The organism is Haloferax sp. S2CR25, assembly GCF_031624535.1.
GTDB lineage: Archaea > Halobacteriota > Halobacteria > Halobacteriales > Haloferacaceae > Haloferax > Haloferax massiliensis.
This window is the reverse complement of sequence record NZ_JAMQOO010000012.1, coordinates 30398-54538: the sequence shown is the minus strand read 5'-3', so window position 1 is coordinate 54538 and position 24141 is coordinate 30398. Positions and strand designations below refer to the sequence as shown.

At 68.7% G+C, this 24141-nt stretch carries 28 protein-coding genes; 15 read left to right on the top strand and 13 right to left on the bottom strand.

Annotation, left to right across the window (positions count from 1 at the left end):
- Window positions 1–177: 177 nt before the first annotated feature.
- The gene (gene hisA / locus NDI65_RS19470; RefSeq protein ID WP_310894123.1) at window positions 178–894 is read left to right on the top strand and encodes a 1-(5-phosphoribosyl)-5-[(5-phosphoribosylamino)methylideneamino]imidazole-4-carboxamide isomerase; all 717 of its coding nucleotides are present in this window, start codon (window positions 178–180) and stop codon (window positions 892–894) included.
- A gap of 48 nt (window positions 895–942) precedes the next feature.
- On the opposite strand, the gene NDI65_RS19465 is transcribed toward hisA, so the two are convergent.
- Together NDI65_RS19465 and NDI65_RS19460 are read right to left on the bottom strand one after the other, a co-directional pair.
- Window positions 943–1131, bottom strand: a complete 189-nt coding sequence (locus NDI65_RS19465) for a hypothetical protein (protein WP_089777095.1) — start codon at window positions 1129–1131, stop codon at window positions 943–945.
- A gap of 57 nt (window positions 1132–1188) precedes the next feature.
- The gene (locus tag NDI65_RS19460) at window positions 1189–1335 is read right to left on the bottom strand and encodes a hypothetical protein (protein ID WP_167344093.1); all 147 of its coding nucleotides are present in this window, start codon (window positions 1333–1335) and stop codon (window positions 1189–1191) included.
- A 121-nt stretch (window positions 1336–1456) separates the two neighbouring features.
- On the opposite strand from NDI65_RS19460, the gene hisB reads away from it, so the two are divergent.
- Window positions 1457–2050, top strand: coding sequence for an imidazoleglycerol-phosphate dehydratase HisB (gene hisB, locus NDI65_RS19455; RefSeq protein WP_089777093.1), 594 nt, complete (start codon window positions 1457–1459; stop codon window positions 2048–2050).
- Between the two features lie 39 nt (window positions 2051–2089).
- On the opposite strand, the gene NDI65_RS19450 is transcribed toward hisB, so the two are convergent.
- Window positions 2090–2788 (bottom strand): hypothetical protein, encoded by a 699-nt coding sequence (locus NDI65_RS19450; RefSeq protein WP_089777092.1) that lies wholly within the window; start codon window positions 2786–2788, stop codon window positions 2090–2092.
- A gap of 191 nt (window positions 2789–2979) precedes the next feature.
- On the opposite strand from NDI65_RS19450, the gene NDI65_RS19445 reads away from it, so the two are divergent.
- The 3 genes from NDI65_RS19445 (at window position 2980) to NDI65_RS19435 (ending at window position 5718) form a co-directional block, all read left to right on the top strand.
- A complete protein-coding gene (locus tag NDI65_RS19445) occupies window positions 2980–3483 on the top strand; it encodes an ACT domain-containing protein (RefSeq protein ID WP_089777091.1) in 504 nt (167 codons plus the stop codon).
- 303 nt (window positions 3484–3786) lie between these two features.
- A complete protein-coding gene (locus NDI65_RS19440; protein ID WP_089777090.1) occupies window positions 3787–4419 on the top strand; it encodes a YigZ family protein in 633 nt (210 codons plus the stop codon).
- Between the two features lie 162 nt (window positions 4420–4581).
- On the top strand, window positions 4582–5718 hold the full coding sequence (locus NDI65_RS19435) for an FAD-dependent oxidoreductase (RefSeq protein WP_089777089.1): 1137 nt from the start codon (window positions 4582–4584) through the stop codon (window positions 5716–5718).
- Between the two features lie 60 nt (window positions 5719–5778).
- Here NDI65_RS19435 and NDI65_RS19430 read toward each other — a convergent pair whose 3' ends face one another.
- From NDI65_RS19430 to NDI65_RS19400, 7 genes are all read right to left on the bottom strand, one after another.
- Window positions 5779–8658, bottom strand: a complete 2880-nt coding sequence (locus NDI65_RS19430) for a TRAP transporter fused permease subunit (protein WP_089777088.1) — start codon at window positions 8656–8658, stop codon at window positions 5779–5781.
- Window positions 8659–8664: 6 nt separating this feature from the next.
- A complete protein-coding gene (locus NDI65_RS19425) occupies window positions 8665–9150 on the bottom strand; it encodes a DUF1850 domain-containing protein (RefSeq protein WP_089777087.1) in 486 nt (161 codons plus the stop codon).
- A 51-nt stretch (window positions 9151–9201) separates the two neighbouring features.
- Window positions 9202–10236: a TAXI family TRAP transporter solute-binding subunit gene (locus NDI65_RS19420; protein ID WP_089777086.1), complete on the bottom strand. Its 1035-nt coding sequence runs from the start codon at window positions 10234–10236 to the stop codon at window positions 9202–9204.
- Window positions 10237–10682: 446 nt separating this feature from the next.
- Window positions 10683–10886, bottom strand: coding sequence for a hypothetical protein (locus NDI65_RS19415; protein WP_089777085.1), 204 nt, complete (start codon window positions 10884–10886; stop codon window positions 10683–10685).
- A 149-nt stretch (window positions 10887–11035) separates the two neighbouring features.
- Window positions 11036–11716, bottom strand: a complete 681-nt coding sequence (gene upp / locus NDI65_RS19410) for a uracil phosphoribosyltransferase (RefSeq protein ID WP_089777084.1) — start codon at window positions 11714–11716, stop codon at window positions 11036–11038.
- A gap of 108 nt (window positions 11717–11824) precedes the next feature.
- Window positions 11825–12055 (bottom strand): hypothetical protein, encoded by a 231-nt coding sequence (locus NDI65_RS19405; protein ID WP_089777083.1) that lies wholly within the window; start codon window positions 12053–12055, stop codon window positions 11825–11827.
- On the bottom strand, window positions 12052–13359 hold the full coding sequence (locus tag NDI65_RS19400) for a GTP-binding protein (protein ID WP_089777082.1): 1308 nt from the start codon (window positions 13357–13359) through the stop codon (window positions 12052–12054). Before NDI65_RS19400 ends, NDI65_RS19405 begins: the two co-directional genes overlap by 4 nt.
- A 101-nt stretch (window positions 13360–13460) precedes the next feature.
- Between NDI65_RS19400 and NDI65_RS19395 the strand changes: the two genes are divergently transcribed.
- From NDI65_RS19395 to NDI65_RS19385, 3 genes are all read left to right on the top strand, one after another.
- Entirely contained in the window at window positions 13461–13757 is a 297-nt protein-coding gene (locus NDI65_RS19395) for a hypothetical protein (RefSeq protein WP_004968702.1), read from the top strand.
- Between the two features lies 1 nt (window position 13758).
- A complete protein-coding gene (locus NDI65_RS19390) occupies window positions 13759–14724 on the top strand; it encodes a TRC40/GET3/ArsA family transport-energizing ATPase (RefSeq protein WP_310894122.1) in 966 nt (321 codons plus the stop codon).
- Window positions 14725–14859: 135 nt separating this feature from the next.
- On the top strand, window positions 14860–16683 hold the full coding sequence (locus NDI65_RS19385) for a carbon starvation protein A (RefSeq protein ID WP_089777080.1): 1824 nt from the start codon (window positions 14860–14862) through the stop codon (window positions 16681–16683).
- Window positions 16684–16739: 56 nt separating this feature from the next.
- Here the strand turns inward: NDI65_RS19385 and NDI65_RS19380 are convergent, their stop codons facing one another.
- Together NDI65_RS19380 and NDI65_RS19375 are read right to left on the bottom strand one after the other, a co-directional pair.
- Window positions 16740–17393 (bottom strand): hypothetical protein, encoded by a 654-nt coding sequence (locus NDI65_RS19380; protein WP_089777079.1) that lies wholly within the window; start codon window positions 17391–17393, stop codon window positions 16740–16742.
- Window positions 17390–17770 (bottom strand): cupin domain-containing protein, encoded by a 381-nt coding sequence (locus NDI65_RS19375; RefSeq protein WP_089777078.1) that lies wholly within the window; start codon window positions 17768–17770, stop codon window positions 17390–17392. Before NDI65_RS19375 ends, NDI65_RS19380 begins: the two co-directional genes overlap by 4 nt.
- Window positions 17771–17858: 88 nt before the next feature.
- Here NDI65_RS19375 and NDI65_RS19370 point away from each other — a divergent pair, with 88 nt between their 5' ends.
- The 6 genes from NDI65_RS19370 (at window position 17859) to NDI65_RS19345 (ending at window position 21701) form a co-directional block, all read left to right on the top strand.
- Window positions 17859–18068: a hypothetical protein gene (locus tag NDI65_RS19370; protein ID WP_089777077.1), complete on the top strand. Its 210-nt coding sequence runs from the start codon at window positions 17859–17861 to the stop codon at window positions 18066–18068.
- A gap of 73 nt (window positions 18069–18141) precedes the next feature.
- Window positions 18142–18834: a DUF5828 family protein gene (locus tag NDI65_RS19365; RefSeq protein ID WP_089777076.1), complete on the top strand. Its 693-nt coding sequence runs from the start codon at window positions 18142–18144 to the stop codon at window positions 18832–18834.
- Window positions 18835–18940: 106 nt separating this feature from the next.
- A complete protein-coding gene (locus NDI65_RS19360) occupies window positions 18941–19180 on the top strand; it encodes a hypothetical protein (protein ID WP_089777075.1) in 240 nt (79 codons plus the stop codon).
- Window positions 19181–19259: 79 nt separating this feature from the next.
- Window positions 19260–19631, top strand: coding sequence for a helix-turn-helix domain-containing protein (locus tag NDI65_RS19355; protein WP_004044838.1), 372 nt, complete (start codon window positions 19260–19262; stop codon window positions 19629–19631).
- Between the two features lie 96 nt (window positions 19632–19727).
- Complete coding sequence (gene thrC, locus NDI65_RS19350; protein ID WP_089777074.1) at window positions 19728–20987, top strand: threonine synthase; 1260 nt, start codon at window positions 19728–19730, stop codon at window positions 20985–20987.
- A 111-nt stretch (window positions 20988–21098) separates the two neighbouring features.
- The gene (locus NDI65_RS19345; RefSeq protein WP_310894121.1) at window positions 21099–21701 is read left to right on the top strand and encodes a hypothetical protein; all 603 of its coding nucleotides are present in this window, start codon (window positions 21099–21101) and stop codon (window positions 21699–21701) included.
- Window positions 21702–21751: 50 nt separating this feature from the next.
- Here the strand turns inward: NDI65_RS19345 and serA are convergent, their stop codons facing one another.
- Complete coding sequence (gene serA, locus NDI65_RS19340; protein WP_089777072.1) at window positions 21752–23329, bottom strand: phosphoglycerate dehydrogenase; 1578 nt, start codon at window positions 23327–23329, stop codon at window positions 21752–21754.
- Window positions 23330–23468: 139 nt separating this feature from the next.
- Here serA and NDI65_RS19335 point away from each other — a divergent pair, with 139 nt between their 5' ends.
- Window positions 23469–24134 carry a hypothetical protein gene (locus NDI65_RS19335; protein WP_089777071.1) on the top strand — a complete coding sequence of 222 codons (666 nt, stop codon included), beginning with the start codon at window positions 23469–23471 and terminating at the stop codon, window positions 24132–24134.
- Window positions 24135–24141 lie beyond the last annotated feature (7 nt).

Sequence of the window (24141 nt, the reverse complement as noted above, 5' to 3'; positions counted from 1 at the left end):
AACCCCGGCGCGACAAAGCCGTTCCGAACTGGTGGCTCCGCTGAGACGTTCCCCGCCGCGTCTCGGTCACCGACTCCCGGTCGCCGTATTCGCATCGACTCCGAGTCGCCGTATCCGCACCAACCCCGAGTCGCCGTATCCGGTGCGTTTACGCACGTCGCTCGCGCACGGTGGCGTATGTTCCCGGAGTTCGAAGTCGTCCCCGCGGTCGACATGCAAGACGGCGAGGTCGTCCAGCTCGTGCAGGGCGAACGCGGCACCGAGAAGACCTACGGCGACCCGGTCGAGGCCGCCCGCCGCTGGGTCGACGCCGGCGCGGAGACGCTCCACCTCGTCGACCTCGACGGCGCGTTCGAGGGCGAGCGGAAGAACGCCCCGGCGGTCGACGCCGTCCTCGACGCGGTCGACGTGCCGCTCCAACTCGGCGGGGGCATCCGCACCGCCGACGACGCCCGCGACCTCCTGGACCGCGGCGTCGACCGCGTCATCCTCGGCACCGCGGCCGTCGAGAACCCCGACATCGTCGCCGAACTCGCCGACGACTACCCCGACGGCGTGATGGTCAGCCTCGACGCGAAAGACGGGGAGGTCGTCGTCTCCGGGTGGACCGAAGGCACCGGTCTCGACCCCGCCGAGGCGGCCGCCCGGTACGAGGACCTCGGCGCGGCGGCCATCCTCTTTACCGACGTTGACGTGGAGGGGCGACTCGAAGGCGTCCACCTCGAAACGACCTCGGCGGTCGTCGACGCGGTCGACATCCCGGTCGTCGCCTCCGGCGGCGTCGCCTCGCTCGACGACGTCCGCGCGCTCCGCGAGGCGGGCGCGGCGGCGACCGTCGTCGGCACCGCGCTCTACGAGGGCCGGTTCACGCTCGAAGAGGCGATGGAGGCGTAGCCGCGTCGCTCACGTCCCACGCGCCCAGCGCCGAAGCGCCGCGCGGCGCTACGCGTCGAGATACGCGCCGACCGCCGCGACGAGGCTCTCGACGGTTCCGTACACGCCGACGGCGACGAACAGCGCGCCGATTATCACGGTCTCGGGGCGCGAGGTCGCGAGGAACGGCCCGGCGAGGACGAGCATGCTGACCGTCACGACGTCCCGTTTCGGGCTGCCGGTCGCTCCGCGCCGCATCAACCGGTCGCCTCCGAACGACTCGATTCCCGCCGTGTCGGGCCGCCCCCTGCCATTTCAGACGCCCCCGCCGAGCACCGCCGCGCCGACCGCGAGCGTCACCAGCGCGACGCCGAACGCGACGGCGACCCCGGACCGCGCGGTGAGCAGAAGTCCCCCGACGCAGATGGTGTACCCCACCACCAGCGCTCCCTTTCGCTGCATACCCCACCGTACGCGTCCGAAACCATGAACGTCCGTCAGACGCGCGTCTGACGCGTCGGTGGCGTGAATCACCCGCTCGGCGACGAGAATCCCTATATGCGCGGCCCGCCTCGAACGCGACATGAGCGACGCCGACCGACGCGCGGCCGTCTCCCGCGAGACGGCCGAGACGACCATCGACGTGACGCTGGCCATCGACGGCGACGGCGACGCGGTCGTCGACACCGGTATCGGATTCTTCGACCACATGCTGGAGGCCTTCGCCAAACACGGCCTGTTCGACCTGACCGTCCAATGTGACGGCGACCTCCACATCGACGACCACCACACCGTCGAGGACGTGGCTATCGTCCTCGGCGAGGCGTTCACCGAGGCGCTCGGCGACAAGCGCGGCATCGTCCGCTACGCCGACCGCAAGGTCCCGCTCGACGAGGCCGTCGCCTCCGTCGTCGTGGACGTGTCGGGGCGCCCCTTCTTCGAGTTCTCGGGCGAGTTCTCCCAGCCCTCTATCGGCGAGTTCACCAGCCACATGGCCGAGCACTTCGCCATGTCGCTCGCGATGAACGCCGGCCTCACGCTCCACGCGGGCGTCGAGGGCGACAACGCCCACCACGAGGTCGAGGCGCTGTTCAAGGCGCTGGCGCGGTCGCTCGACGACGCGACTCGCGTGGACCCGCGGCGCTCCGACACGCCGAGCACGAAAGGGAAGCTCTAGTCACCGCTTTTTCTCCCCTGAGCCCGCGCGTTCGACCGCTCAGGGCCGCCGGAGCGTCCCCGCGTCGTCGACGAGCAGGCCGCGTTCGATAGCGTAGTCGAAGATGTCGGCGACCTCGTCGTCGTCGAGGTCGTACGCGCCGGACGCCAGCGCCTCGACCTCCGCCCGCTCGACGGGGAACTCCCGGTTCTGGAGGATGCGGATGACCTTCCGGAACTTCGGCGGCTCCCCGTCCCGGCCGGACGACTCGGCGCTCGTCTGTGGCTCCTCGGCGGCGGCCGACTCGGGTTCGTCGCCGGTCTGTTCTGCTTCGTCGGTCTGTTCTGCTTCGTCGGTCTGTTCCGCTTCGTCGGTCTGTTCCGCTTCGTCGGTCTGTTCCGCTTCGTCGGAGTCGCCGGTCTCGTCCGGCGAGTCGTGGTTCGCCGGTTCCGGCGGCGTCGGCGCGGGGTCGACCGCGTTCACGTCGACCGAGGCGGCCTCGCCGACCGACTCGCTCGCGGTCCGTTCCGGTGCCGCGGACGCGCCCGTCTCGGCCCGCGCGTCGTCGGCCACGTCCACGTCGGCGTCGACGCCGAGTCGGGAGAGAAGCGGCGCGATGACCTCGCCGAGCGTCTCCTCGCAGTGCTCGCAGAGGACGACGCGGCGCTGGTCGTCGGCCGGCGTCAACGCCGGCGGCAGTACCTCGAACACGCCGACGGCGTCGGTCCCACAGAAGTCGCAGGTGCGTAGTTCGCGCATGCACGACGGGTCTCCGCGCCGACGGTTAAACCCACTCCCCGGCCGCGACCCCGGTGGCCTGCCCGCGGCGTCGGTCGCCCGCCGGTGGTGTCGGTCGCCCGTCCGCGGTGTCGGCCCCGCGGCACCGTCGCCCCGCGGCCGCCGGTGACGGACCACTTAATGTACCCGCCCGCAAATCCCCCGACCAACGAATGTTCGACGAGATTATGGAGAAGTTCGAGGGCAGCCCGAGCCAGCAGGCTGTCATTCGGCTCCTCTTGGAACGGGGCTTCTCCGTCAACGACCAGGGACGGGTCGTCTCGGGCGGCATCGAGATACCGAACACCGGCATCGCCCGCGAGGCCGACGTCGACCGGCGGGTCGTCGACTCGACGACAGACGCCATCCTCGACGACGAGGAGCTTCGGCGAATCTTCCAGAACATCTCGTCGATTCCGAGCCTGATGGACCTCGCGCCGGTGCTCGACCTCTCCGTGCTCACGGTCGAGGTCGCCGACGCCGACGAACCCGGCATCGTCGCCACCGTCACCTCCAAACTCGCCGACGCGGGTATCTCGATTCGACAGACGATAAGCGAGGACCCCGAGTTCACCGACGACCCGAAGCTCTACATCATCACCGACGAGCCGATTCCCGGCGACCTGCTCAACGACCTGTCGAACCTTGAGTTCGTCCGCCGAATCACCATCGCCTGAGCCGGTCCGTCGGCTCCGCGAATATTCTGTCAACGCTGCAATAAGATTCTTGTGACCTCCCGCGGTAGGTTTTCGCATGGGTTCCATGCGCAGTTGCATGTGCTGTGGTGAGCCGATTTCCGAGACGCGCCACCTCTGCGGCGTCTGCATCCAAAACGGGTGTACGTCGTACGCGGACGCCTGCGGTCAGTAGCGCGTCGCGTTCGGTCCGCGCCCCCGTCGCCCTCCCTCCCCGACGCCCGCGTCGGTTCGCCGACGACACGGTGCGAACGCTTTTCCACGCCGCGCCGCCAACTCGGTGGCATGACCGACGCCTATCGAACCGTCGCCGGCCGGGCCGACGCCCGCTTCGAGGTCAACGGCTCGGAGTTCATCGGCTACGTCTCCCCCGCGGAGACGGTCGAGGAGGCGGAGGCGTTCGTCGCCGAAATCGAGGAGCGCCACCCCGACGCCACCCACAACGTCCCCGCCTACCGGGTGCCCGCGGGGTCGGCCTCGTCGTCGGTGCCCGGCGGGGGGAGCGTCATGCTCCGCGAGTACCAGAGCGACGACGGCGAGCCGAGCGGCTCGTCGGGCAAACCGGCGCTCAACGTTCTCGTTCAGCAAGACGTGCGCAACGTCGCCGCCGTCGTGACGCGCTACTACGGCGGCACCAACCTCGGCGTCGGCGGCCTCGCTCGCGCGTACTCCCGGGCCGTGAAGGAGGCGCTCGACGCCGCGGGCGTCGTCGAGGAGATCCCTCACGAGCGGTTCACCGCGACCGTCGAGTACGACGACTCGGGGAGCGTCCGCGGGCTCTTAGAGAGCGCGGGCGTCGAGTTCGAGGCCGCCTACGAGGCCGACGTCTCCTTCGCGGTCCGCGTCCCCGTCGAGGACGGCCCGGACCTCCGCGACCGCATCCGAAGCGCGACCAGCGGCCGCGCGGACATCGAGTAACGCGGCCGCGTTTTCGCTCGCCCGCCGGTTCGCTCGTCGAACCGTCCCCCCGCCTTCTGGTCTCTCTCGTTTCGCTCTTCTCTCTCGTCGCCGGCCAGTCGGCCTGCCGGCCTCGACTTCCGGGAGCGGTAGACTAAGGCCCGGTCTCACCGTGGCACCGCTATGACAGACCGATACGAGGCGGTCGTGGTCGGCGGCGGCATCGTCGGCTCGTCCGTCGCCTACCACCTCGCCCGCGAGGGCGTCGAGACGCTCCTCGTCGACCGGGCCGACGAGGGCCGCGCGACAGACGCGGGCGCGGGCATCCTCTCGCCGGGGACGACCAGCCGAGACGACGAGATGTGGGTCGAGTACGCCGTCGAAGCCGTCGCCTACTACGACGAACTCGTCGCCGCGCTCGAACGCGACCAAGACGGGCCGCACGGGTACGCCGAGCGCGGCGTCCTCGGTGTCGCCGTCGACGACGCGGAGGTGGCGGCCTTCGAGGAGACGCTCGAACGCGTCCGCGACCGACAGGAGCGATTCGGAGTGCCGGAGCCGGGGACGGTCCGCGAACTCGACCCCGCGGCGGCGAACGCGCGGTTCCCGCCGCTCGCCGACGTGGAACGCGCGTTCTTCTCCGAGGACGCCGCCCGCGTGGACGGCCGGGAGTTCGAGGGCGCGCTTCGCCGGGCCGCGCGGACGCACGGCCTCGTCGAGGAGGCGGCTAGCGTCGAGCGCCTCGTCGTCGCCGGCGACCGCGTCGAGAGCGTCGAACTCGAATCCGGCGGGCGAATCGACGCCGACCACGTCGTCGTCGCGGGCGGCGCGTGGTCCGCGGCGTTCGGGTCGCAACTCGGCGTCGACGTCCCGGTCGAACCACAGCGCGGCCAAATCGTCCACCTCGACGTCGAGGCCGACACGGACGGCTGGCCCATCGTGAGCCCCTTCCGCGGCCACTACATGGTGCCGTGGGACGACGGCCGGGTCGCCGCCGGCGCGACGAGAGAGACCGGCTCGGGCTACGTCCCGCGGACGACCGTCGCCGGGTTGAACGAGGTGTTCGAGGAGGTCCTCCGCGTCGCGCCCGGCCTCGCGGACGCCTCGCTTCGGACCGCGCGGGTCGGCCTCCGGCCCCTGACTCCCGACGGGCGTCCGGTCCTCGGGCCGGTCCCCGGCGTGGCCGGCGTCTCGCTCTGTACGGGTCACGGCCCGACGGGTCTCCAGTTGGGACCGTACAGCGGAAAACTGGTCGCGGACGCCGTCCGCGACGAGGCGGCCGACCCGGCGCTCGACCGCTTCGGTGTCACGCGGTTCTGAGTCGATCGCGTCTCGTTCGGCGGGGACCGAGTCGCCCCGAGCCGACTCGGTCGTCCCCGCTCAGTCAGTCGGCTCTACCTGTTCCGCGGGGGTCGGCGCGGCCTTGTCGCCCGCCTCGCGGCGGTTCTTCACGGCCAGCGCGCCGAACAGCGCCCCGCCGGCCGCGCGCATAGCGAGGTCGACGGGGACCGTGTTGGGGACCTCGCCGACGAGGCCGAGGAAGCCGCCGAGGTCGTACACGGCGTTCAGAAGCAGCATCGGTGCCATGAGGAGGAACGCCGAGAGGGCGAACAGGGCGCGTTCGGTCTGCGACACGCGGCTGTAGAGGTAGCCGATGACGGTCGCGCCCAGCCCGACGACGCCGACGAAGACGCCCGCCACCGGGATGACCACCTCGGGGACGAAGTAGCCCACGTCGGCCACGTCGGCGAACGTGATGACCGCCGCGGCCTCGCCCCGTCCGCGGAGGAGCAGGATGCCCGGCGTGAGGGCGAACGCGAAGGGCACGATGGCCTTGTTGAGCGACAGCGAGAACGCCTTCGTCCCGGTCCGGAACGGGTTGGACCGGGCGATGCCGGAGGCGGCGTACGCCGCGACCGCCACCGGCGGTGTGATGTCCGCTATCACCCCGAAGTAGAGGATGAACAGGTGGGCCGCGAGCAGTGGAATGTCGGACGACTGCGCGATAGCCGGCCCGAGCAGCGAGACGAGGATGATGTACGTCACCGTCGTCGGCATCCCCATCCCGAGGATGATGGAGGCGATGGCGGTGAAAAGCAGCAGGAGGACGATAGAGCCGCCGGCGACCGCCTTGATGAGCGCGGTCAGGTTCGGGCCGAGGCCGGTCGCGCTGACGACGCCGGGGATGATGCCCGCGGCGGCGACGGCGACGACGACCTCGGTCGAGGTGCGCGCGCCGGAGTCCATCGACTTCCCGATGAACGTCACGTAGCGGAAGACGTTCAGGTCGGACAGCGACGGCCGCGAGACGGCGTTGGCGACGTTGTCGGCCGCTTCGTCGACCGCGTCGTCGAACTCCAACAGCGGCGAGTCGAGCGCCGGCCGGACGAGCATCACGACGAGGCTGATGAAGATGGCGATGATGCCGAGGTCGCCGGCCGCGGCGAACAGCGCGGCAGTCGCGCCCAGCGGTTCGCCGCTCCCGCCGGTGACCGCGTCGACGATGCCGACGCCGGTGGCGACGTACGAGCCGAGTTGCGCGACGAACGCCGCCGCGATAGCGCCCAAGAGGGGGACGCGGGTCCGCTTGCTGTACGCCGCGACGACGGACAGAAGCGCCATGATGGCGATGAGCGTGAACCACGCCGAGCGCGCGACCGTCAGGCGCTCGACGAGCAGGTAGTACATGAGCAACACGAGCGGGATGAGGTAGAACCACCCGCGGGAGAGGTGCTTGCCGAGGTCGACGACCTCGGAGCGGTCGAGGCCGCCGATGCCCGCCCGGGTCGCTTCGAGGTGGACCATCACCCACACGCCGAAGAAGAACACCACGGCGGGGATGGCCGCCGCGATGATGATGTCGGAGAAGGGGACGCCGATGAACTCAATCATGAGGAACGCCGCCGCGCCCATCACCGGCGGGAGAATCTGCCCGCCGGAGGAGGCGGAGGCCTCGACGGCCCCGGCGAACTCCGAGCGGTAGCCGGAGCGCTTCATCAGCGGGATGGTGAACGCGCCGGTCGTCACCGTGTTAGCGATGGAGGAGCCGGAGATGGTTCCCATGAAGCCGGACGCGAGGATAGACGCCTTCGCCGGGCCGCCCTTTCGGGTCCCGGTCGCGGCGTACGCGAGGTCGATGAACCACTGGCCGGCCCCCGACATCTCCAGGAACGCCCCGAACAGGATGAAGATGTAGATGAACTGCACGGAGACGGTGACCGGGATGCCGAAGACGCCGTTTTCGGTGTTGTACCAGAGGTTCTGGACGATGTTCGCCCACGACCCCTCGGGGATGGACAGCACGCCGACCAGCGGCATCGACGGCGAGATGAGGTAGCCGAACTTCGCGTAGACGATGAACGAGGCGACGATGACCATCAGGTAGAACCCGAGCGAGCGGCGGGTCGCCTCCAGGACGAGGAGGACGCCGACCGCGCCGAGGAAGAACGGGTAGGACACGTCCGCGAAGGGGAGCACGCCGATGACCGCGACGACCGCGTCGGCGAGGAAGCCCAGCGGGCCGAGCGTCTCGGACAGCGAGACGAACGGTGCGCCGAGGTACTCGGCGACCGTCCGACCGGCTTCGAGTCCGAACACGCGAAGTTGCTGTATCTCGGACCACTCGAACACCATGTAGGCCGCCGTGGCGACGGCGAGTACGATGCAGAACACGTCGAGCGGCGTCACGCGCTCGCGTTCGGGGTCGACCGCGAGCCACCGGACGAACCGGCGGAGGCCCGCCGCACCGCGGGTGAGCGGGTGGTCCTCGCCGAGGCTCGACGCGAGGCTCGGGACCACGCGGCCGAGCGCCGTGGCGAACCTGCCGTGGCCGGTCGTCGGCGGGAAGAGGACGAACGCCAACACGAGCGCGAAGGCGACGTGAATCGAGTTCACCTGCAGGAGTTGGAGCGCCCCCAGCGACACCTCGCCGACGAGCGGCAGCGTCGCGGCGAACTCGAAGCCGCGGGCGGCCAGCCACGACTGGAAGACGGAAAACGAGATTGCGACGAGCGACGTGAGAATCGCCGCCCACCCCGAGAGCGTCCGCTTCCGGTCGATGCCCTCCAGCATCTCCTGTGCCTCTTCTTCGGATAGTTCTTCGTCGGTACTCCCGGCCTCGCGGTCGTCGTCCGCGGGCGACTCGCCGCCGTCGGTTCGAACCGGCGGGTCGGCCGGTGCCGCGTCGGTCTCCGGGTCGGGCCGGGAGTCGCGTTGGTCGTCGGGGCCGTCGGTTCGGCCCTCGTCGTGTGTTCGGTTCATCGTTGGTCAGTGGAGGGCGGCGTCGAGGACGGAGCGGTGCGTGACGTACAGGCGGACCGAGCGCGCGTCGGAGAGCGCTACGAGGTCGTAGGTCCGGTCACCGACGTGTAGTTTGTGGCCGGCGATGCGACCGGGTTTGACGTACAGATCCTCGTAGCTCCCCTCGGGGTCGAAGACGAACGAACCGTTCTCGGTCGTCACGTTCGCCCGAGCGGGGAGTCCCGCGCCGTAGGATTTGAACTCCATTTTGGTCATGACGAGCTCGCCGTTCCGAACCGCGTAGGCGTCGAGGACGCGCGTCTTCTCGACGCTGTGGGTGTATTCGAGCGCGACGGTCGTGTTCTCTTCGACCGGCATCGTCTGTAGTCGCTCGCCGGTCTCGGCGTCTTCGACGACGAGCACCTGTCCGGCCGGGACGGCGGCGCTTCCGCCGACAGCGAGCGCCAGCACCGCGACTACGACGAGGAGACGTGTGGGAGTCGAATCAAGCATCGAAAGGTGGGTAGGAAACCGCTGTTCGAAAGTGAATCGAAGCGTCCCGCGTTAGCCGAAGTAGGCCTGCGCGCCGGGGTGGAGCTCGATGGACATACCGTCCTGTGCGCTCTCCTTGGAGATGAACTCCGTCTTGATGGTGAGCTGGTCGACGTTGTCGAAGATGGCGTCGGTGACCGCTTCGACGGTCGCCTCGGGCTGTTCGGCGTTGGTCGCGATCATGGCCTGAACCGAGACGGTCGGGGCGGGGTTCTCCAGCCCGTAGGTGCCCGACGGGACCTCGTCGTCGGCGTAGAACGGCGCGGCGTCCTTGACGGCCGTGCGGTTGTCGCCCTCGATGGGGACGATGCGGACGTCCTCGGTCGCGGCGAGCTCCTCGATGGCACCGACCGGCCAGCCGCCGACGACGAACGCGGCGTCGATGTCGCCGTTCTTCAGCTGGTCGGAGGCCTGCGAGAAGCCGGTGTTCTGCTCGCTGTAGTCGGAGATGCCGAGGGCTTCGAGAATCTGGGTCGCGTTGACCTGCGTGCCCGAACCGAGGTCGCCGGTGTTGATGGTCGCACCGGAGAGGTCAGAGGGCGTCTCGATGCCCGTGTCCGCGAGCGTGACGATGTGAATCGTCTCGGGGTAGAGCGTGGCGACGCCGCGGAGGTTCTCGACGGGGCTGCCCTGGAACGCCTCGATGCCCTCGCCGTTGCGGGCGAAGTAGGCGACGTCGTTCTGAATCAGCGCGAAGTCCGCGTCGCCGCGGGCGAGACTACCGACGTTCTCGACGGACGCGCCGGTGGACTGCACCTGAAGCGTGAAGTCGGTCTGCGACTCGACGACCGACTTGAACTCGTTCGAGAGGGGGTAGTACGTGCCGCCCGTCCCGCCGGCGTGCCACGAGAGTCGGCTCTCCGTACCACCGTTACCGCCGGATTCGGTCGTCGTCTCCTCGTCGGCGGTAGTGGTCTCTTCGCCGCCGGATTCGGTCGTCGTCGTGGTCGTCTCTTCGCCGCCGCCGCCGGAACAGCCGGCGAGTCCGGCGAGGCCAGCGGCACCTGTCGCTGCGATAAACTGTCGGCGGTCAAGCTTCCGAGTCATACAGTCCTATTCGACGCGATGCGTATTTATGGTTGTTCATGTCAATGACCAGCTAATCGCGATTTTCCCGCCGATACTGCCACATAATTACCGAATTTTGAATAGTAATTCGATAACGAGTCGCATCCCTGGACTGGCCGGTCGGAAGAGGACTTCAGTCTCGGGCTGTCGGTTCGATTCGTCGAGTCTCGACGCGCCGGCCTCTCCGCGTTCGCCTTCGAATTCGTCCCGTGCGTTCGCGGGACTTCGACTCGAAACGAAGGGGTTCGGCGAGTCGGGTCCCGTCCCCGGGGAACCCCATGAGAACGCATCTCACAGTAGTCTACGGGGGTCCGGTTCGGGACGTTCGACTCGAACGAAGACCGACCGCCGGAGGCTCGTTTTCGACCCGAAGAGAAGGGGTTCGGACGGCGGGCGTCGGGAACGCGGCCACCGGCCCGATGCCGTCAGTCGACGATTATCTCGGAGTCCGCGGAGTCGTCCGACGACTGCTTGGGCGACATCTGTTCTTCGTATCGGGTTATCCAGTCGGCGAAGCAGGTCGGGCAGAGTCGCTGGTCGTCGACGGTCGAGCCGTCGACCTGCAACTGGACCGCGCGGGCGAGGGCGTCTTCGACCGCCCGCCCACAGCCATCGCACGGGTCGCTCATCGTCTGCTCCCTCCGGTGGCGCGAGGTTCGTCCATGCGTCGGAGGTGCGCGGGCGGTAACTTAGTCGTTACCCGAATCCGGGTCGGCGGCCGAGGCGGCCGTCCGCGACTCCCGCGCGTCGAAGCGAGGCGCGACGGGACGTGACCGAGTTACGTCGTGCGGAACGCGCGGTCGCCGGCGTCGCCCAGTCCGGGGACGATGTAGCCGTCGTCGTCGAGGTAGTCGTCGATGGCGACCGTCAGCAGGTCGACCTCGGGGAACTCGTTGTCGACGCGGAGCAGGCCGTCGGGCGCGGAGACCGCCGAGAGGACGAACAGCTTCTCGGGGTCGACGCCGGCGTTGTCGAGGATGTGGTCGAGGACCGAGCACATCGTCGAGCCGGTGGCGAGCATCGGGTCGGCCACGATGACGGTGTCTTTCTCCGTGATTTCGGGGAGCTTCACGTAGTCGATGGTGATGGGGAAGCCGCCGTCGTCGTCCATCCCCGCCTCCTCGTCGCGGCCGGCGGAGATGACGCCCTGTTTCGCCCGCGGGAACGCCTTGAGCAGTCCCTCCACGAACGGCGTCGCGGCGCGGAGCACGTTGATGATGACGACGTTGTCGAGTCCCTTCACGCGCTCGCCGGTCGTCTCGGCCAGCGGGGTCTGGATGGTGACGTACTCGGTCTCCATCGCGCCGTCGATTATCTCGTAGCCACAGATGCGGCCGAGTTTGACGAGGCCTTTCCGGAAGGCGACCTGCGTCGTCTCCACGTCCCGGAGGCGCGAGAGCGTGTCCTTCGCCAGCGCGTGCGTGATGAGGTACGCGTCGTCTCGGTCTTCGATGGGCATCTTACTGAGAAGGCGGTTCCCCGAAGGACATAAATGCGGCTATCGGCCGCCAGCGGTGCCCTGCGGGTAGTTCACGCGTAGAATGGGTCGGCGACGCATCCGGCGGTTTCAGTTCGTCACGAGGTACGTGACCGCCGTGAGCACGAGCGCCGCCGACGCGACGTTAACGGCCGAGAAGGCCGCGAGGTCGATGTACGACAGGCCGTAGACGACGACCGCCGCGAACGCCGTCGAGAGGACGAGGTTCATGACGAACAGCACCCGCGGGTCGCCCTCGCCCCACTCTATCTCCTCTCCGCGCTCCTCGTCGTCGCCGGCTCGCTCCGACTCGCCGCTCATCGGCCGCCCTCCGGGGCCGCGTCGGCGGTCGGGGTCGACTCGCGCTCCCGAGTCGGTTCCGCGAGCGCGACCTCCTCGCCGGGGTCGGTCGGGTAGTCGCCGGCGTCGGCGGACGCGCCGGGGTCGAGCAGGTGGGCGTCGAGCGCGGCCGAGAGCGCGTCTTCGTCCATCCCGCGGCCGATGAACACCAGTTCGGTCCGCCTGTCGCCGTGGTCGTCGTGCCAGTCGAGTTCGGGGTGGTTGCGGCGGTAGGTGTCCTGTTCGAACTCGGGGCGCGAGGCGACCCACGGGCCGGCGGCGGCGACGTACGCCGACGGGCCGGCCTGACTGTAGGTGAAGTGTACGTCCTCGGCCCCGGCGACCCACAGCGAGCCCTTGGCGCGGACGACCGAATCCGGGAGGTCCCCGAGAACCTCGGCCGCGCCGTCGGGGTCGAGCGGTGCCCGGCGACGGTAGACGAACGAGGTGACGCCGTAGGTCGCCTCGGCGTGGGGGGTGTCGTCGCGGCTGTGGTCGTGGTCGTGGTCGCCGTGGTCTGCATCGCCGTGGTCGCCGTGGCCGTGGCCGTCTCGGTCGCCCTCGTTCCCTTCCGCGTCACCCTCCAGCGCCGCCCGCCAGCCGACGGGCGCGTCGGGGTCGTGGAGGTCCGAGAGGAGCAAATCCACGTCCACGTCGCCGTGGGTCGTCTCCACGACGGTCGCGCCGGGGCGGAGCGCCTCGACCGCGTCGCGGACCGCCGCGAGTTCCGCGTCGGAGACGAGGTCGCGCTTGTTGAGGACGACGAGGTCCGCGCTCTCGACCTGCTCGACGAGGAGGTCCGAAAGCGGGCGCACCGAGCCGTCTCCCTCCTCGGCGACGGTGCGGTCGGGGTCGCCGTCGCCGAAGGTGTCGGCGAACAGCCGCGAGTCGACGACGGTGGCGAGGCCGGCCACGTCGTAGCGGGCGGCCGCCCGGGAGGTGACGAACAGCCGGGCGACCGGGCCGGGCTCCGAGACGCCCGAGGCCTCCACGACGAGGTGGTCGAACGACCGCTCGCGCGCGAGGCGGACGACCGCGGTTTCGAGGTCGTCCTGAAGCTCACAGCAGATACAGCCGTTCGAGAGTTCGGTCACGCCGTCGCCGACCGCGAGGTCGGACTCCTCGGCGACCAGTTCGGCGTCGACGTTCACGGAGCCCATGTCGTTGACGAGGACGGCGATGTCGCGGTCGCCGGCGTTCGTCAACAGGTGGTTGAGAAGCGTCGTCTTGCCCGCCCCGAGACTCCCGCCGAGCACCGTCACCGGAATCGTCTCCCCCGCGTTCATGAGCGGGCCTACCGGGGCCGCACATATGAAATCGCAGGTAACCAGCGCGGACGTTCGTGAACGATACCCTTTTGCCCGGGAACCGGTGAGTGTGTAAACTGATGACGCTCGCCGCGCGCATCGAATCCTTCCGCGAACTCGTCGAGGAGTGGCTCCGCGGCCTCTACCACGGGATGATTTCGCACCCCGCCTACGAGAAGATCGAAAAACAGGCCGAGGACGACGAGGACGCGTTCATGCTCGCGTGCTTCCCCGACGCCTTCGGCATCCCCTCGCCCATCTCGTACTACACCGCCGAACTGCTCCCCTATCTCGAAGACGAGTTCGAGGCGTGGGAGCGGCGGATGTGGGACCGCGGCTCGCTCCTCGAACGCAAGGGTCACCAGTATCACTTCTAACATGCGCAAATTCGTCTTCTTCGGCGGCAAAGGCGGCGTGGGCAAGACCACGATGTCCAGCGCCTACGCGGTCAAGTGCGCCCGCGACGACGTCCGGACGCTCCTCGTGTCGACCGACCCGGCCCACAGCACGAGCGACGTGTTCGACCAGTCCTTTACCGACGAGCCGGCGGCCGTCGCCGACGAACCGAACCTCGACGCGATGGAGATCGACCCCGAGACCGAGGTGCGCGAACACCTCATGGAGACGAAGCGGGCGATGGGCGACCAGGTCAGCCCGGCGATGGTCAACGAGATTGACCGGCAGATAGAGATGGCCCACCAGACGCCCGGCGCGTACGAGTCTGCGCTGTTCGACCGCTTCATCGACGTGATGCGCTCCGCCGACGAGTACGACCGCGTCGTCTTCGACACCTCGCCGACCGGCGGGACGCTCCGACTGCTCTCGCTGCCGGAGTACCTCGACGGCTGGATTCAGCGGCTCCTCCACAAGCGCAAGGAGTCGGTCAAACTGTTCGAACGCGCCGCCATCGGCAACAACGAACCGCGGCGGATGATGGACGGCGACCCCATCATCGCCCGCCTCGAACAGCGCCGCGACGACTTCTCGTTCGCCAAGGAGACGCTGCAGGACGACGCCGCGTTCTTCCTCGTCGTGAACCCCGACGAACTGTCGCTGCGCGAGACCGAGCGCGCCATCGACCAACTCGACTCCTACGGCCTCGACGTGCGCGGCCTCGCGGTCAACCGCCTCACGCCCGAACCCGACCCCGACGAGTCGGGACGGGGCGCGACGTTCTTGCGCGACAGAGTCAAGACAGAACGGGAGCGACTCGCCGAACTCCGCGAGAATTTTTCGCCGCCGCTCGTCGCCGCCGTCGAGACGCGGGTCGCCGAGGTCAAGGGTGACTTCTTGGGCGAGGTGGCGGCCGAACTCGACATCGACACCTCGCCCGACGTTCAGTAGGTGGGTAAACCGACCCCGCGGTGATAATTTTCGGCGTCCCTCGCCGATTGAACCTGTCGTTCGAACACGATACATTCCTATCTATCGTTAATGTTAAGGTGGGCATTTTCGTGTCACCGAGTGGGGCAGCGTACCATGGTACAAGTCATTTGGTTGGTCGTCACGGTACTCGCGTTGTTTACCGTCGGGTATCTCGGTTACTCCCGATATCTCGCGCAGTTCGTCGAACTCGACGACAGTCGTGAGACGCCAGCGCACAAGTACGAAGACGGTCAAGAATACGTTCCGGCGAAAAAGCCGGTGTTACTGGGGCATCACTATTCGAGCATCGCGGGCGGCGCGCCGATTGTCGGACCGATTACGGCGGGCGTTGTGTGGGGCTGGGTTCCCGCGCTCGCGTGGATCGCCATCGGCAACCCGCTTCTCGGGAGCGTCCACGACTTCGTGTCGCTGTCGAGCAGCCTGCGACACGACGGGAAGTCCATCGGCTACATCATCGGCGAGTACGTCGGCGAGCGCGGCAAGAACATGCTGTTGTGGTTCGCGTTTCTCACCATCGTCCTCGTCGTCGCGGTGTTCGCCCTCGTGGTGGCCATCGTGTTCAACGCCTATCCGGAGGCGGCCACGGCGAGTCTGGTGTACATCGTCCTCGCGGTGCTGTTCGGCATCTACCTCTACCAGCTGAACCTCCCGTTCCTGCTCGGGACGTTCGTGTTCGTCGTGGCGATGTTCGTCGGCGTCTACGCGGGGATTCAGTACCCGGTTGCGCTGTTCGAACCCGCGGCCCGCGCGCCCGCCGAGACGTTCGTCCTGTTCTCCGGCTCCGGGTCGTGGCTCCCCGGCGCGAGTTCGTTCAACGGGAACACCGCGGCGTGGGTGCCGCTCATCCTCGTCTACGGGGCGATTGCGAGCGCCCTCCCGGTCTGGGTGCTTTTGCAACCGCGCGACTACCTCTCGTCGTTCCTGCTGTACGCGGGCGTCGGCGGCGCGCTCGTCGCCATCGTCGCGGGCACGTTCTTCACGACTCCGACCCAGCCGCTCGTGACGAACCTCGAACCGTACTACGGGTTCATCGGCCGCTCCGGCGCGCCGCTGTTCCCGCTTCTGTTCATCACCATCGCCTGCGGGACCATCAGCGGGTTCCACTCGCTCGTCTCGTCGGGCACGACCTCGAAGCAACTGAACAAGGAGTCCGACGCGCGCGTCATCGGCTACGGCGGCATGCTCGGCGAGGGCCTCCTCGCAACCGTCGCGCTGGCGACGGTCGCCATCATCGCGCCCGACGTGGGCGGCGGTATCGGCCTCGCGCTCCCGACGTTCGCCGCGGGCGGCGGCGTCATCCTGTCGAGCTTCGGCATCCCGACCTCCTTCGGCGGGCCGTTCATGGCCCTCGTGCTGGTCAGTTTCCTCCTCACGTCGACCGACACGGCGGTTCGCCTCGGTCGCTACATGATGGAGGAAATCGTCGGGACGCCCGAGACGCCGGTCGAGGAGTTCGCGACCAACCGCTACGGCAACGCGTTCGTGCAGTCGCTGCCGGCGTACATCCTCATCACCAGCGGCTCGTGGCTGACGCTCTGGCAGTTGTTCGGCGGCGCGAACCAGCTTCTCGCCGCGCTGGCGCTCCTGACCGCGACCGTCTGGCTGGCCAACTGGGACGACTCCAAACAGCTTCTCAGCACGGGCCTGCCGATGGCGCTCATGACGACCATCACGTCGCTCGGCCTGCTGTGGCTCGCGTTCCACGACAACCTCTACGCGAAGTTCCTGAACCCCGAGTGGATGGCCTCGGCGGGCACCTTCGCGATGGTGTCGGCGGTCGTCCAAATCGTCCTCGCGCTGGTGCTCGTCTATCTGGCGCTGTCGCTGGCGAAAATCGGCTACGACAACATCAAAGACGCCCGGAGTTCGGGCGGCGGTGGCGGTAGCGGCGGTCGCCCGCAACCGGGCGACGACTGACGCGCGGTCGTTCGCCGCTCGGCCTCTGACCGCCGACCCTTCGACTCCGTTTTTTCTTACCGACGCAACTTCCCGAGGACCCGGCCTAACAGCCCGTCTGAGACCGCCGGCGAGCCGTCGGTCCAGAGCGTGAACGCGGCGACCGAGTCGGCGTTGCGGCTGGCGACGGCGTCCTCGTCTGCCGGCGCGACGACGGCGACGTTCACCTCGTAGTGGCCGTAGTAGCCGAACTTCAGGAGCGTCCGGTCGGCGAACTCGGACACGAACGTCCGGACTTCCTCCGGCACCGCGTCGGCGACGAGCACGAACGTGAAGTCCGTCCCGTAGTGCTCCTCGTCGGGTTCTATCCACTCGTCGGCGAGCGCGTGACCCAGTTCGACGAGCCGTTCGAGTTCGGCGACCGTCGCCGACTCGACCCGCCGCGCGAACATGTACTCCATCGCGTGGTGGTTGGCGTAGTTGATAGACCGGTGGAGGAACTGCTTTTGGCTCTCCATCCGCATCGAGCCGAACAGGTCGAACCGCTCGCCGCGGACGGCGTACTCCCGCTCCAAGTCGTAGTTGTACATGAGTCGCTCGGCGACTCGGTCGAGGTACTCGTCGTCCCACTCGGGGCGGTCGAGGGCCGGCCCCGAAACCGACGCGTCCGCCCCGCTCGGCTCGTCCTGCGTTCCGGCTCCCTCGGCGTCCTCGGGTTCGACGCTCCTCATTCCTCGTCGGGGTCGTAGGGAACGGCGTCGCCCGACACGGCCGGCGAGCCGAGCGCGAGCAGTTCGACCGGCTCGTCGGCGTCCTCGGGGTTGTACGCCCGGTGCGGGCTCTCCGGGTCGGCGACGAACAGGCCGTCGGCGCCGACTTCGAACGTCTCGTCCGGCGTCTCGACGAACAGCGTGCCCGAGAGGACGTAGAAGGCCTCCTCCTGTTCGGTGTGGTAGTGGTACGAAAGCGGCACCTGCTCGCCGGGGGCGGCCCGGAAGCGGTTGAGCGCGACGGTCTCTAAGCCGCCCTCGCCGCCGATGCGGCGGAGTTCGCACGGGCGGTCGTCGGCGGGCTCGACGGCGGTTGCGTCCACGACGCGATATCCCATGAGACGGAGCAACACGTTCGACCGTATAAGCCCGTCGCGACCCGCCCGGAAACCAAGGTTTATTCGTGAAGGTTCCGAACCCCGGCGCATGGGAGACTCGACCCGAGAGGCGTGCGGCCGGTGTTCGATGACCACCGTCGTGGACGCCGCCGCGAGCGGGGACCGCGACCCGTTCGGCGACGACCGAATCGAACTCGACGAGTCGGCGCTCCGGGCCGCGTCGCCGACGGCGTGGCTCGGTCGGGTGTCGGCCCGCCTCGACGCGGCCGCAGAGCGGTTCGTCTACGGCGACCGCTAGACGTTCTCACCCGTGTGCGAACCTGTCTCCTCGTAGAGTTTATACCGTCTGGCACGTAGTCCCGTCAACGACAATGGAAGAGAGCATCTCCGGGTTCAAACGCCGTGGCACCTGGGACGAGGTCGTCGAACACGGGGAGCGAATCACCCGCGCGCTCCGCGACGCCGACGTCGACGGCGACGCCTTCGACGACTGGGACGAGTGGCGACCCAAGTCCCACGAGCGACTCGGCGAGGACGTAAACGAGAAGACTGCCCAGCAGGCCAGCGTCGGCGAGGGCGAGGGCGAGAAGGCGGGCAAGACGCCCAACGACGACCTCAAAACGGCGGGAGAGAAGCTCTCTCGGTCCTACGAGCGGGTCGAAGAGGGCGACAACGAGGGGGCCGTCGAGTCGTGGCAGGACTCCATCAACTACGTCGCTCGCGCGGCCGACTCCGCCGGGCGGAAGGCGCTGCGGAAGGTCGAGGACACGGTCTACCGCAACGTGATGACCCAGTTGGCCCCGTACTACTTCGACAACGAACTCGTGAGCGCGAACATCCAGCGGGTCGGCCGCGGCTCCGGCGACGAGCGGTTCGTCTTCGAGGTGAACGTCAACGACGACGAGCTGAAGTCGAAGGTGTCGGAGACGCTGCGGGGCTTCGAGGACGAAATCGACCGCTGGCACATCGACACGCCGAAGGAGACCGAAGTCGCGGAGGCCGTCGAGGGCGTGGAGGTGCCGACGACGGACGAGGAACACCGGTCCAACTGGACGACGAACTGAGTCGGGTCCGGTTTCGGCTCGACTCGCCGCCCGCTGTCGGCACGCGTTCCTGTCGGCACTCGCCGCCATCGACAATACTGATAGCGCTCGCCCGCGACCCTCCGGTATGCCCGAGCCGCTCCGAGTCGAGTCCGGCGAACTGACCGCAGACGAAATCCTCGACGCGCTCCGCGAGGGCCGCCGGGTCGTCGTCCGAGCGGAGCTGCTCGGCGGCGTCCACGAGGTGACGCTCCGCCACGACGGCACGGTCTTTTACTGCGACACGCCGACGACGCTCCACAAACACGAAGACGAAGACGGGATGCGGGCGTGCGTGCTGAAGATGGGCTACGCGAAGGCGGAGTAGCCGCGGCGTCCCGTCCGGCCCCGACCGCTCGCTCGCCTGTAGGTGAGGGTTTAATCCGGCGCACGGCGAACAGGTGTGCATGGCCGACGCACCGGACATGGGCGAACTGATGGAGACCGAGGACCCGAACTTCGGACAGGTCCTCGCGTGCGTCTTCGGCATCCAGAGCCACGAGAGCCGGACGTATCTCGCACTACTCGACAACCCCGGGAGCACCGTCGCCGAACTCGCGGAGGTGCTCGACCGCGACCGGAGCAACGTCAACCGCTCGCTGACGACGCTCCTCGACAAGGGCCTCACCGAGCGCAAGCGCCGCCTGCTCGACCCCGGCGGTTACGTCTACCAGTACACGGCGACGCCGCTCCCCGAGGCCAAAGAGATGATGCACGCCGCGCTCGACGAGTGGGCAGAGGACGTACACGCCCGCATCGACGCCTTCGGCGAGTCGTAGCTCTCCCCGGTCGACCGCGCTCCCGGCGAGTCCGTCGCCCGGCAGGTGCCGCCCAAACCCGCCCGCTTTTGTCCCTCTGGTGCCACCGCCCGAGCAATGAGCCTCGAACTCACGGCACCCGCCCCCGAGGAGCCATCCGTCGCCGACGACGGCACCTGGCTCGAATGTATCGCGTGCGGCGCGCAGTTCGCGCCGTTCGAGGACGTTCGGTACACCTGCGACGACTGCGACGGCCTCCTCGAAGTCCGCTACGCCTCCCCGCCGACGTGGGACGACTTCGAGGGCCGCGGCGTCTGGCGCTACAACGCCGCGCTCCCCTTCGAGGAGGGCGTTTCGCTCCCCGAGGGCGCGACGCCCCTCCACGAGGTCCCGCGCCTCGAAGCCGACGTGGGCGTCGAGACGCTCCGCGTCAAACACGAGGGGATGAACCCCACCGGCTCGTTCAAGGACCGCGGCATGACCGTCGGCGTCCGCGTGGCGAAGGAACTCGGCGTCGGCCGCCTCGCCTGTGCCTCGACCGGGAACACCTCGGCCGCGCTCGCCGCCTACGGCGCGCGCGGCGGGATGGAGACGCTCGTGCTCCTCCCCGCCGGCAAGGTCGCCGCCGGGAAAATCGCGCAGGCGTCGCTTCACGACGCCCGAATCCTCGAAGTCGACGGCAACTTCGACTCCTGTCTCGACATCGTCCAGGACCTCGCCGCCCGCGGCGAGGCGTACCTCCTCAACTCGCTGAACCCCTTCCGGCTTGAGGGCCAGAAGACCATCGGCCTCGAAATCCTCGAAGAGTTCCACGAGGACTACGGCGGCTATCCGGACCGCATCGTCCTCCCCGTCGGTAACGCGGGCAACACCTCGGCGCTCTACAAGGCGTTCCGCGAACTCGTTCAGTCGGGCGCGCTCGACGTCGAGGACGTGCCGAAGCTGACCGGCGTACAGGCCGAGGGCGCGGCCCCGATGGTCGAGGCCGTCGAGAACGGCTGGGACGAGACCCGCCGCTGGGAGGACGTCGAGACGCGCGCGACCGCCATCCGCATCGGCAACCCGGTCAACGCGCCGAAGGCGCTCCCCGGCATCCGCGAGACGGACGGCACGGCCGTCGCCGTCTCCGACGAGGAAATCACCGAGGCACAGCGCGACCTCGCGGCCGAGGGCGTCGGCGTCGAACCCGCCTCCGCCGCCTCCGTCGCCGGCCTCCGAAAGCTCCGCGCCGAGGGCGTCGTCGACGCGGACGAACAGGTCGTCTGTCTCACGACGGGCCACCTGCTGAAGGACCCCGACGCGGCGTTCGAGGCGGGCGACGACCCCGAACCCGTCCCGAACGACACCGAAGCGGTGCTCGAACACCTCGCCGAGTAGGCGCGCCGTCCGCCCTCGGCGACCGACGGAGCGGTCACCCCGGGCACGATGACGCGCGTCGGGTGCGCGTCTGACGCATCCTTTTCATTCTGTGGTACGTTGTGCCACACGATGTCGCTCAGCAGCATGCCGACCGGGACCGTCAGTCGGGACGGGGCCGGTTCGAGAACGTACCCGCCGGACGGAATCGAGAACGGGCCGTCCGAAACCGCGTCTTCGGCCGCCTCAGCCCCCGCGTCTTCGGCCGCGTCCACCCGCGCATCCACGGCCTCGTCAGCGCCCTCGTCCTCACGCGCAACCACCGCGTCAGCATCCTCCCCCTCACGCGCAACCACCGCGTCAGCACAGGCGTCCACGGCCTCGCAGTCGCGCGGTCGTCAGCAGTCGCGCGGCCGCCGCCCGTCGTCGGCCACCGACGCACGGAGCCGAGAGTCGCTCCAGCGCGAGAACGAGGCGCTTCGCCGCGCGAACGCTCGACTCAGCGAGCGTCTTGAGAACGCCGATGCGGACCAACAGGAGATAATCGACCACTACGAACAGTTGCTGGCCGAGAGTCGCGGCCGCGGCCGCGGCCGTCAGCGGACGCCCGACCGCTCGGGCCGGTCGAACGACCTGTCTCGTCGCTCGGGCGACGAGTCGGACGCGGCCGCCGCGGTGCAAGCCGCCGTCGGGCGCGTGGTCGAGAGAGTCGCGTCGGCGCTCGGCCGGCGGTAGCGTCGTTTCGGTCGTAGTCGTTTCTCAGAAAGAGGCGCGGGCCGCCCGCTTCAGAGCGTGATGAGGTCCACGTCGATGATGCGGTCGTCGGCGAGGAGTTTCTCCCGAACGTCGTCCGGCACGTCGTCGTCGAGGTTGTAGACGGTCAGCGCCTCGCCGCCGGCCTTCGCGCGGCGGGCGTTGAACATCCCGGCGATGTTCACGTCGTTCTCGCCGAGGACGGTCCCGATGAAGCCGATGACGCCCGGCTTGTCGTAGTTGCGGGCGACGAGCATCTGGCCGTACGGGATGGCGTCCAGCCGGTAGCCGTTGATGCGGACGATGCGCGGGTCCTCGCCGGTGAAAAGCGTCCCGGAGACGGTCATCTCCTCGTCGCCGTTGCGGACGGTGACGGTCACGAGGCTCTGGAAGTCGTCCGACTGGCGGGACTTCGACTCGACGACCTCGATGCCGCGCTCCTTGGCGACCTGCGGGGCGTTGACGGCGTTGACCTGCCATTCGAGCGGCGCGAAGACGCCCTTCAGCGCGGAGGCCGTGACGAGTTCGATGTCCTCGGCGGCGATGTCGCCGGTGTAGGTGACCTCGACTTCGCCGAGGCGACCGTCGAGCAGTTGAGCGGCGATTTTCCCGGCGGTCTCGGCGAGACCGATGTACGGCTGGATGCGCGGGAAGGCGCTCTCGTCGACCGACGGCGCGTTGAGCGCGTTGATGACGGGTTCGTCGCGGAACGCGGCGACGATTTGGTCGGCCGTCGAGACGGCGACGTTCTCCTGTGCGGCCGAGGTGGACGCGCCGAGGTGCGGCGTGACGACCACGTCGTCGACGGAGAGAAGCGGGTTGTCGGGCGAGACGGGTTCGTCGGCGAACACGTCGACCGCGGCCCCGTCGATGACGCCGGCGTCGACGGCCTCGGCGAGGGCGGCCTCGTCGACGACGCCGCCGCGGGCGCAGTTGATGAGGTAGCCGCTCCCCATCGTTTCGAGTTCGTCGGTGGAGATGAGCCCCTCCGTCTCGGGGGTCAGCGGCGTGTGGACGGTGAGGAAGTCGGCGCGGGCGAGACAGGCGTCGAACTCGACGAGTTCGGCACCGAGCTGGTCGGCGCGCTCCTCGCCGATGTAGGGGTCGTAGGCGACGATGTCCATCCCGAGCGACGAGAACTTCTTCGCGACCTCCTGGCCGACGCGGCCGAGGCCGACGACGCCGAGGGTCTTGCCGTTGACCTCGTTGCCGAGGTAGTCGGACTTGGCCCACTCGCCGTCCTTGAGGCGGGCGTGGGCCTGCGGAATCGAGCGCGCGGCGGCGAAGCCCATCGCGACGGTGTGCTCGGCGGCGGCGCGGACGTTCCCCTCGGGCGCGTTGGCGACGATGACGCCGTGTTGGGTCGCGGCGTCGATGTCGATGTTGTCGACGCCGATGCCGGCGCGTCCGACGATGACGAGGTCGGGAGCCGCCTCGAATACCTCGGCGGTCACCTGCGTTCCGGAGCGGACGATGAGCCCGTTCGCGTCGGAGACGGCTTCGAGCAGGGCGTCACCTTCGACGTCGTACGCGGTCTCTACCTCGTAACCGGCCTCGCGTAGCCGATCCAGACCCGCGTCGGCGATCGGGTCCGTGACGAGTACCTTCATGCGCGTAGCGTCAGACCCATTCGGGTTAAGGGTTGTCACAACGGCCGATATCGTGACATTGAGACTGTCTCGCACGGTTCGGGCGGCGCGGTCGTTCGCCCCACTAGTATTATCTGCACGACTCCGGTAGATTCGGTAGATGGTCTTCCGTCCCGAGAACGCTTCGCCGGCGACGCGGTCGCCCGAGGTGTCGCTTCCGGACACCGGGTCCGTGCTCATCGCCGGCCCGACGATGACGCGGAAGCGTCGGCTCATGCTCTCGATGCTCGCGCCCGGCGAGCGCGACGACGCGGGGACGGTCGTCGTGACGACGAAGAAGCCCGCCCCGAGCATCGCACAGGAGCTATCGTACATCAGTGGGTCGCCCCCGGAGCAGTTCGAGGTCATCGACACGACGAGCGTCGCCGACCTCCTCGGCGACCGCTCCGACGCGGGCAACCTCCGGTACGTCTCCAGCCCCGGCGACCTGACCGGCATCGGCATCCACCTGACTCAGTCGCTCCGGGAGCACCACGAGGCGAACCGGTCGGCCCGCGTCGGCCTGCACGTCCTCTCGACGCTCGTGATGTACACCGACCTCAAGCGGCTGTTCCAGTTCCTGCACGTCATCACGGGCCGCATCTCCGCGGCGGGGTTTACCGGCGTCTTCACGCTCGACACCGGCTTCGTCGACGAGCGCGAACTCGCGCTCCTCAAACAGCCGTTCGACGGCTTCGTCGAGACGCGCGACACCGACGGCGACCCGGAGTTCCGGGTTCGCGGACTCGACGACGGCCCGCGGTCGTGGACGCCGGTTCGAATCTGAGCGGGCG

Coding starts and splice junctions, on each gene's coding strand:
- hisA (WP_310894123.1), top strand. CDS start 178: ATGTTCCCGGAGTTCGAAGTCGTCCCCGCGGTCGACATGCAAGACGGC.
- NDI65_RS19465 (WP_089777095.1), bottom strand. CDS start 1,131: ATGCGGCGCGGAGCGACCGGCAGCCCGAAACGGGACGTCGTGACGGTC.
- NDI65_RS19460 (WP_167344093.1), bottom strand. CDS start 1,335: ATGCAGCGAAAGGGAGCGCTGGTGGTGGGGTACACCATCTGCGTCGGG.
- hisB (WP_089777093.1), top strand. CDS start 1,457: ATGAGCGACGCCGACCGACGCGCGGCCGTCTCCCGCGAGACGGCCGAG.
- NDI65_RS19450 (WP_089777092.1), bottom strand. CDS start 2,788: ATGCGCGAACTACGCACCTGCGACTTCTGTGGGACCGACGCCGTCGGC.
- NDI65_RS19445 (WP_089777091.1), top strand. CDS start 2,980: ATGTTCGACGAGATTATGGAGAAGTTCGAGGGCAGCCCGAGCCAGCAG.
- NDI65_RS19440 (WP_089777090.1), top strand. CDS start 3,787: ATGACCGACGCCTATCGAACCGTCGCCGGCCGGGCCGACGCCCGCTTC.
- NDI65_RS19435 (WP_089777089.1), top strand. CDS start 4,582: ATGACAGACCGATACGAGGCGGTCGTGGTCGGCGGCGGCATCGTCGGC.
- NDI65_RS19430 (WP_089777088.1), bottom strand. CDS start 8,658: ATGAACCGAACACACGACGAGGGCCGAACCGACGGCCCCGACGACCAA.
- NDI65_RS19425 (WP_089777087.1), bottom strand. CDS start 9,150: ATGCTTGATTCGACTCCCACACGTCTCCTCGTCGTAGTCGCGGTGCTG.
- NDI65_RS19420 (WP_089777086.1), bottom strand. CDS start 10,236: ATGACTCGGAAGCTTGACCGCCGACAGTTTATCGCAGCGACAGGTGCC.
- NDI65_RS19415 (WP_089777085.1), bottom strand. CDS start 10,886: ATGAGCGACCCGTGCGATGGCTGTGGGCGGGCGGTCGAAGACGCCCTC.
- upp (WP_089777084.1), bottom strand. CDS start 11,716: ATGCCCATCGAAGACCGAGACGACGCGTACCTCATCACGCACGCGCTG.
- NDI65_RS19405 (WP_089777083.1), bottom strand. CDS start 12,055: ATGAGCGGCGAGTCGGAGCGAGCCGGCGACGACGAGGAGCGCGGAGAG.
- NDI65_RS19400 (WP_089777082.1), bottom strand. CDS start 13,359: ATGAACGCGGGGGAGACGATTCCGGTGACGGTGCTCGGCGGGAGTCTC.
- NDI65_RS19395 (WP_004968702.1), top strand. CDS start 13,461: ATGACGCTCGCCGCGCGCATCGAATCCTTCCGCGAACTCGTCGAGGAG.
- NDI65_RS19390 (WP_310894122.1), top strand. CDS start 13,759: ATGCGCAAATTCGTCTTCTTCGGCGGCAAAGGCGGCGTGGGCAAGACC.
- NDI65_RS19385 (WP_089777080.1), top strand. CDS start 14,860: ATGGTACAAGTCATTTGGTTGGTCGTCACGGTACTCGCGTTGTTTACC.
- NDI65_RS19380 (WP_089777079.1), bottom strand. CDS start 17,393: ATGAGGAGCGTCGAACCCGAGGACGCCGAGGGAGCCGGAACGCAGGAC.
- NDI65_RS19375 (WP_089777078.1), bottom strand. CDS start 17,770: ATGGGATATCGCGTCGTGGACGCAACCGCCGTCGAGCCCGCCGACGAC.
- NDI65_RS19370 (WP_089777077.1), top strand. CDS start 17,859: ATGGGAGACTCGACCCGAGAGGCGTGCGGCCGGTGTTCGATGACCACC.
- NDI65_RS19365 (WP_089777076.1), top strand. CDS start 18,142: ATGGAAGAGAGCATCTCCGGGTTCAAACGCCGTGGCACCTGGGACGAG.
- NDI65_RS19360 (WP_089777075.1), top strand. CDS start 18,941: ATGCCCGAGCCGCTCCGAGTCGAGTCCGGCGAACTGACCGCAGACGAA.
- NDI65_RS19355 (WP_004044838.1), top strand. CDS start 19,260: ATGGCCGACGCACCGGACATGGGCGAACTGATGGAGACCGAGGACCCG.
- thrC (WP_089777074.1), top strand. CDS start 19,728: ATGAGCCTCGAACTCACGGCACCCGCCCCCGAGGAGCCATCCGTCGCC.
- NDI65_RS19345 (WP_310894121.1), top strand. CDS start 21,099: ATGTCGCTCAGCAGCATGCCGACCGGGACCGTCAGTCGGGACGGGGCC.
- serA (WP_089777072.1), bottom strand. CDS start 23,329: ATGAAGGTACTCGTCACGGACCCGATCGCCGACGCGGGTCTGGATCGG.
- NDI65_RS19335 (WP_089777071.1), top strand. CDS start 23,469: ATGGTCTTCCGTCCCGAGAACGCTTCGCCGGCGACGCGGTCGCCCGAG.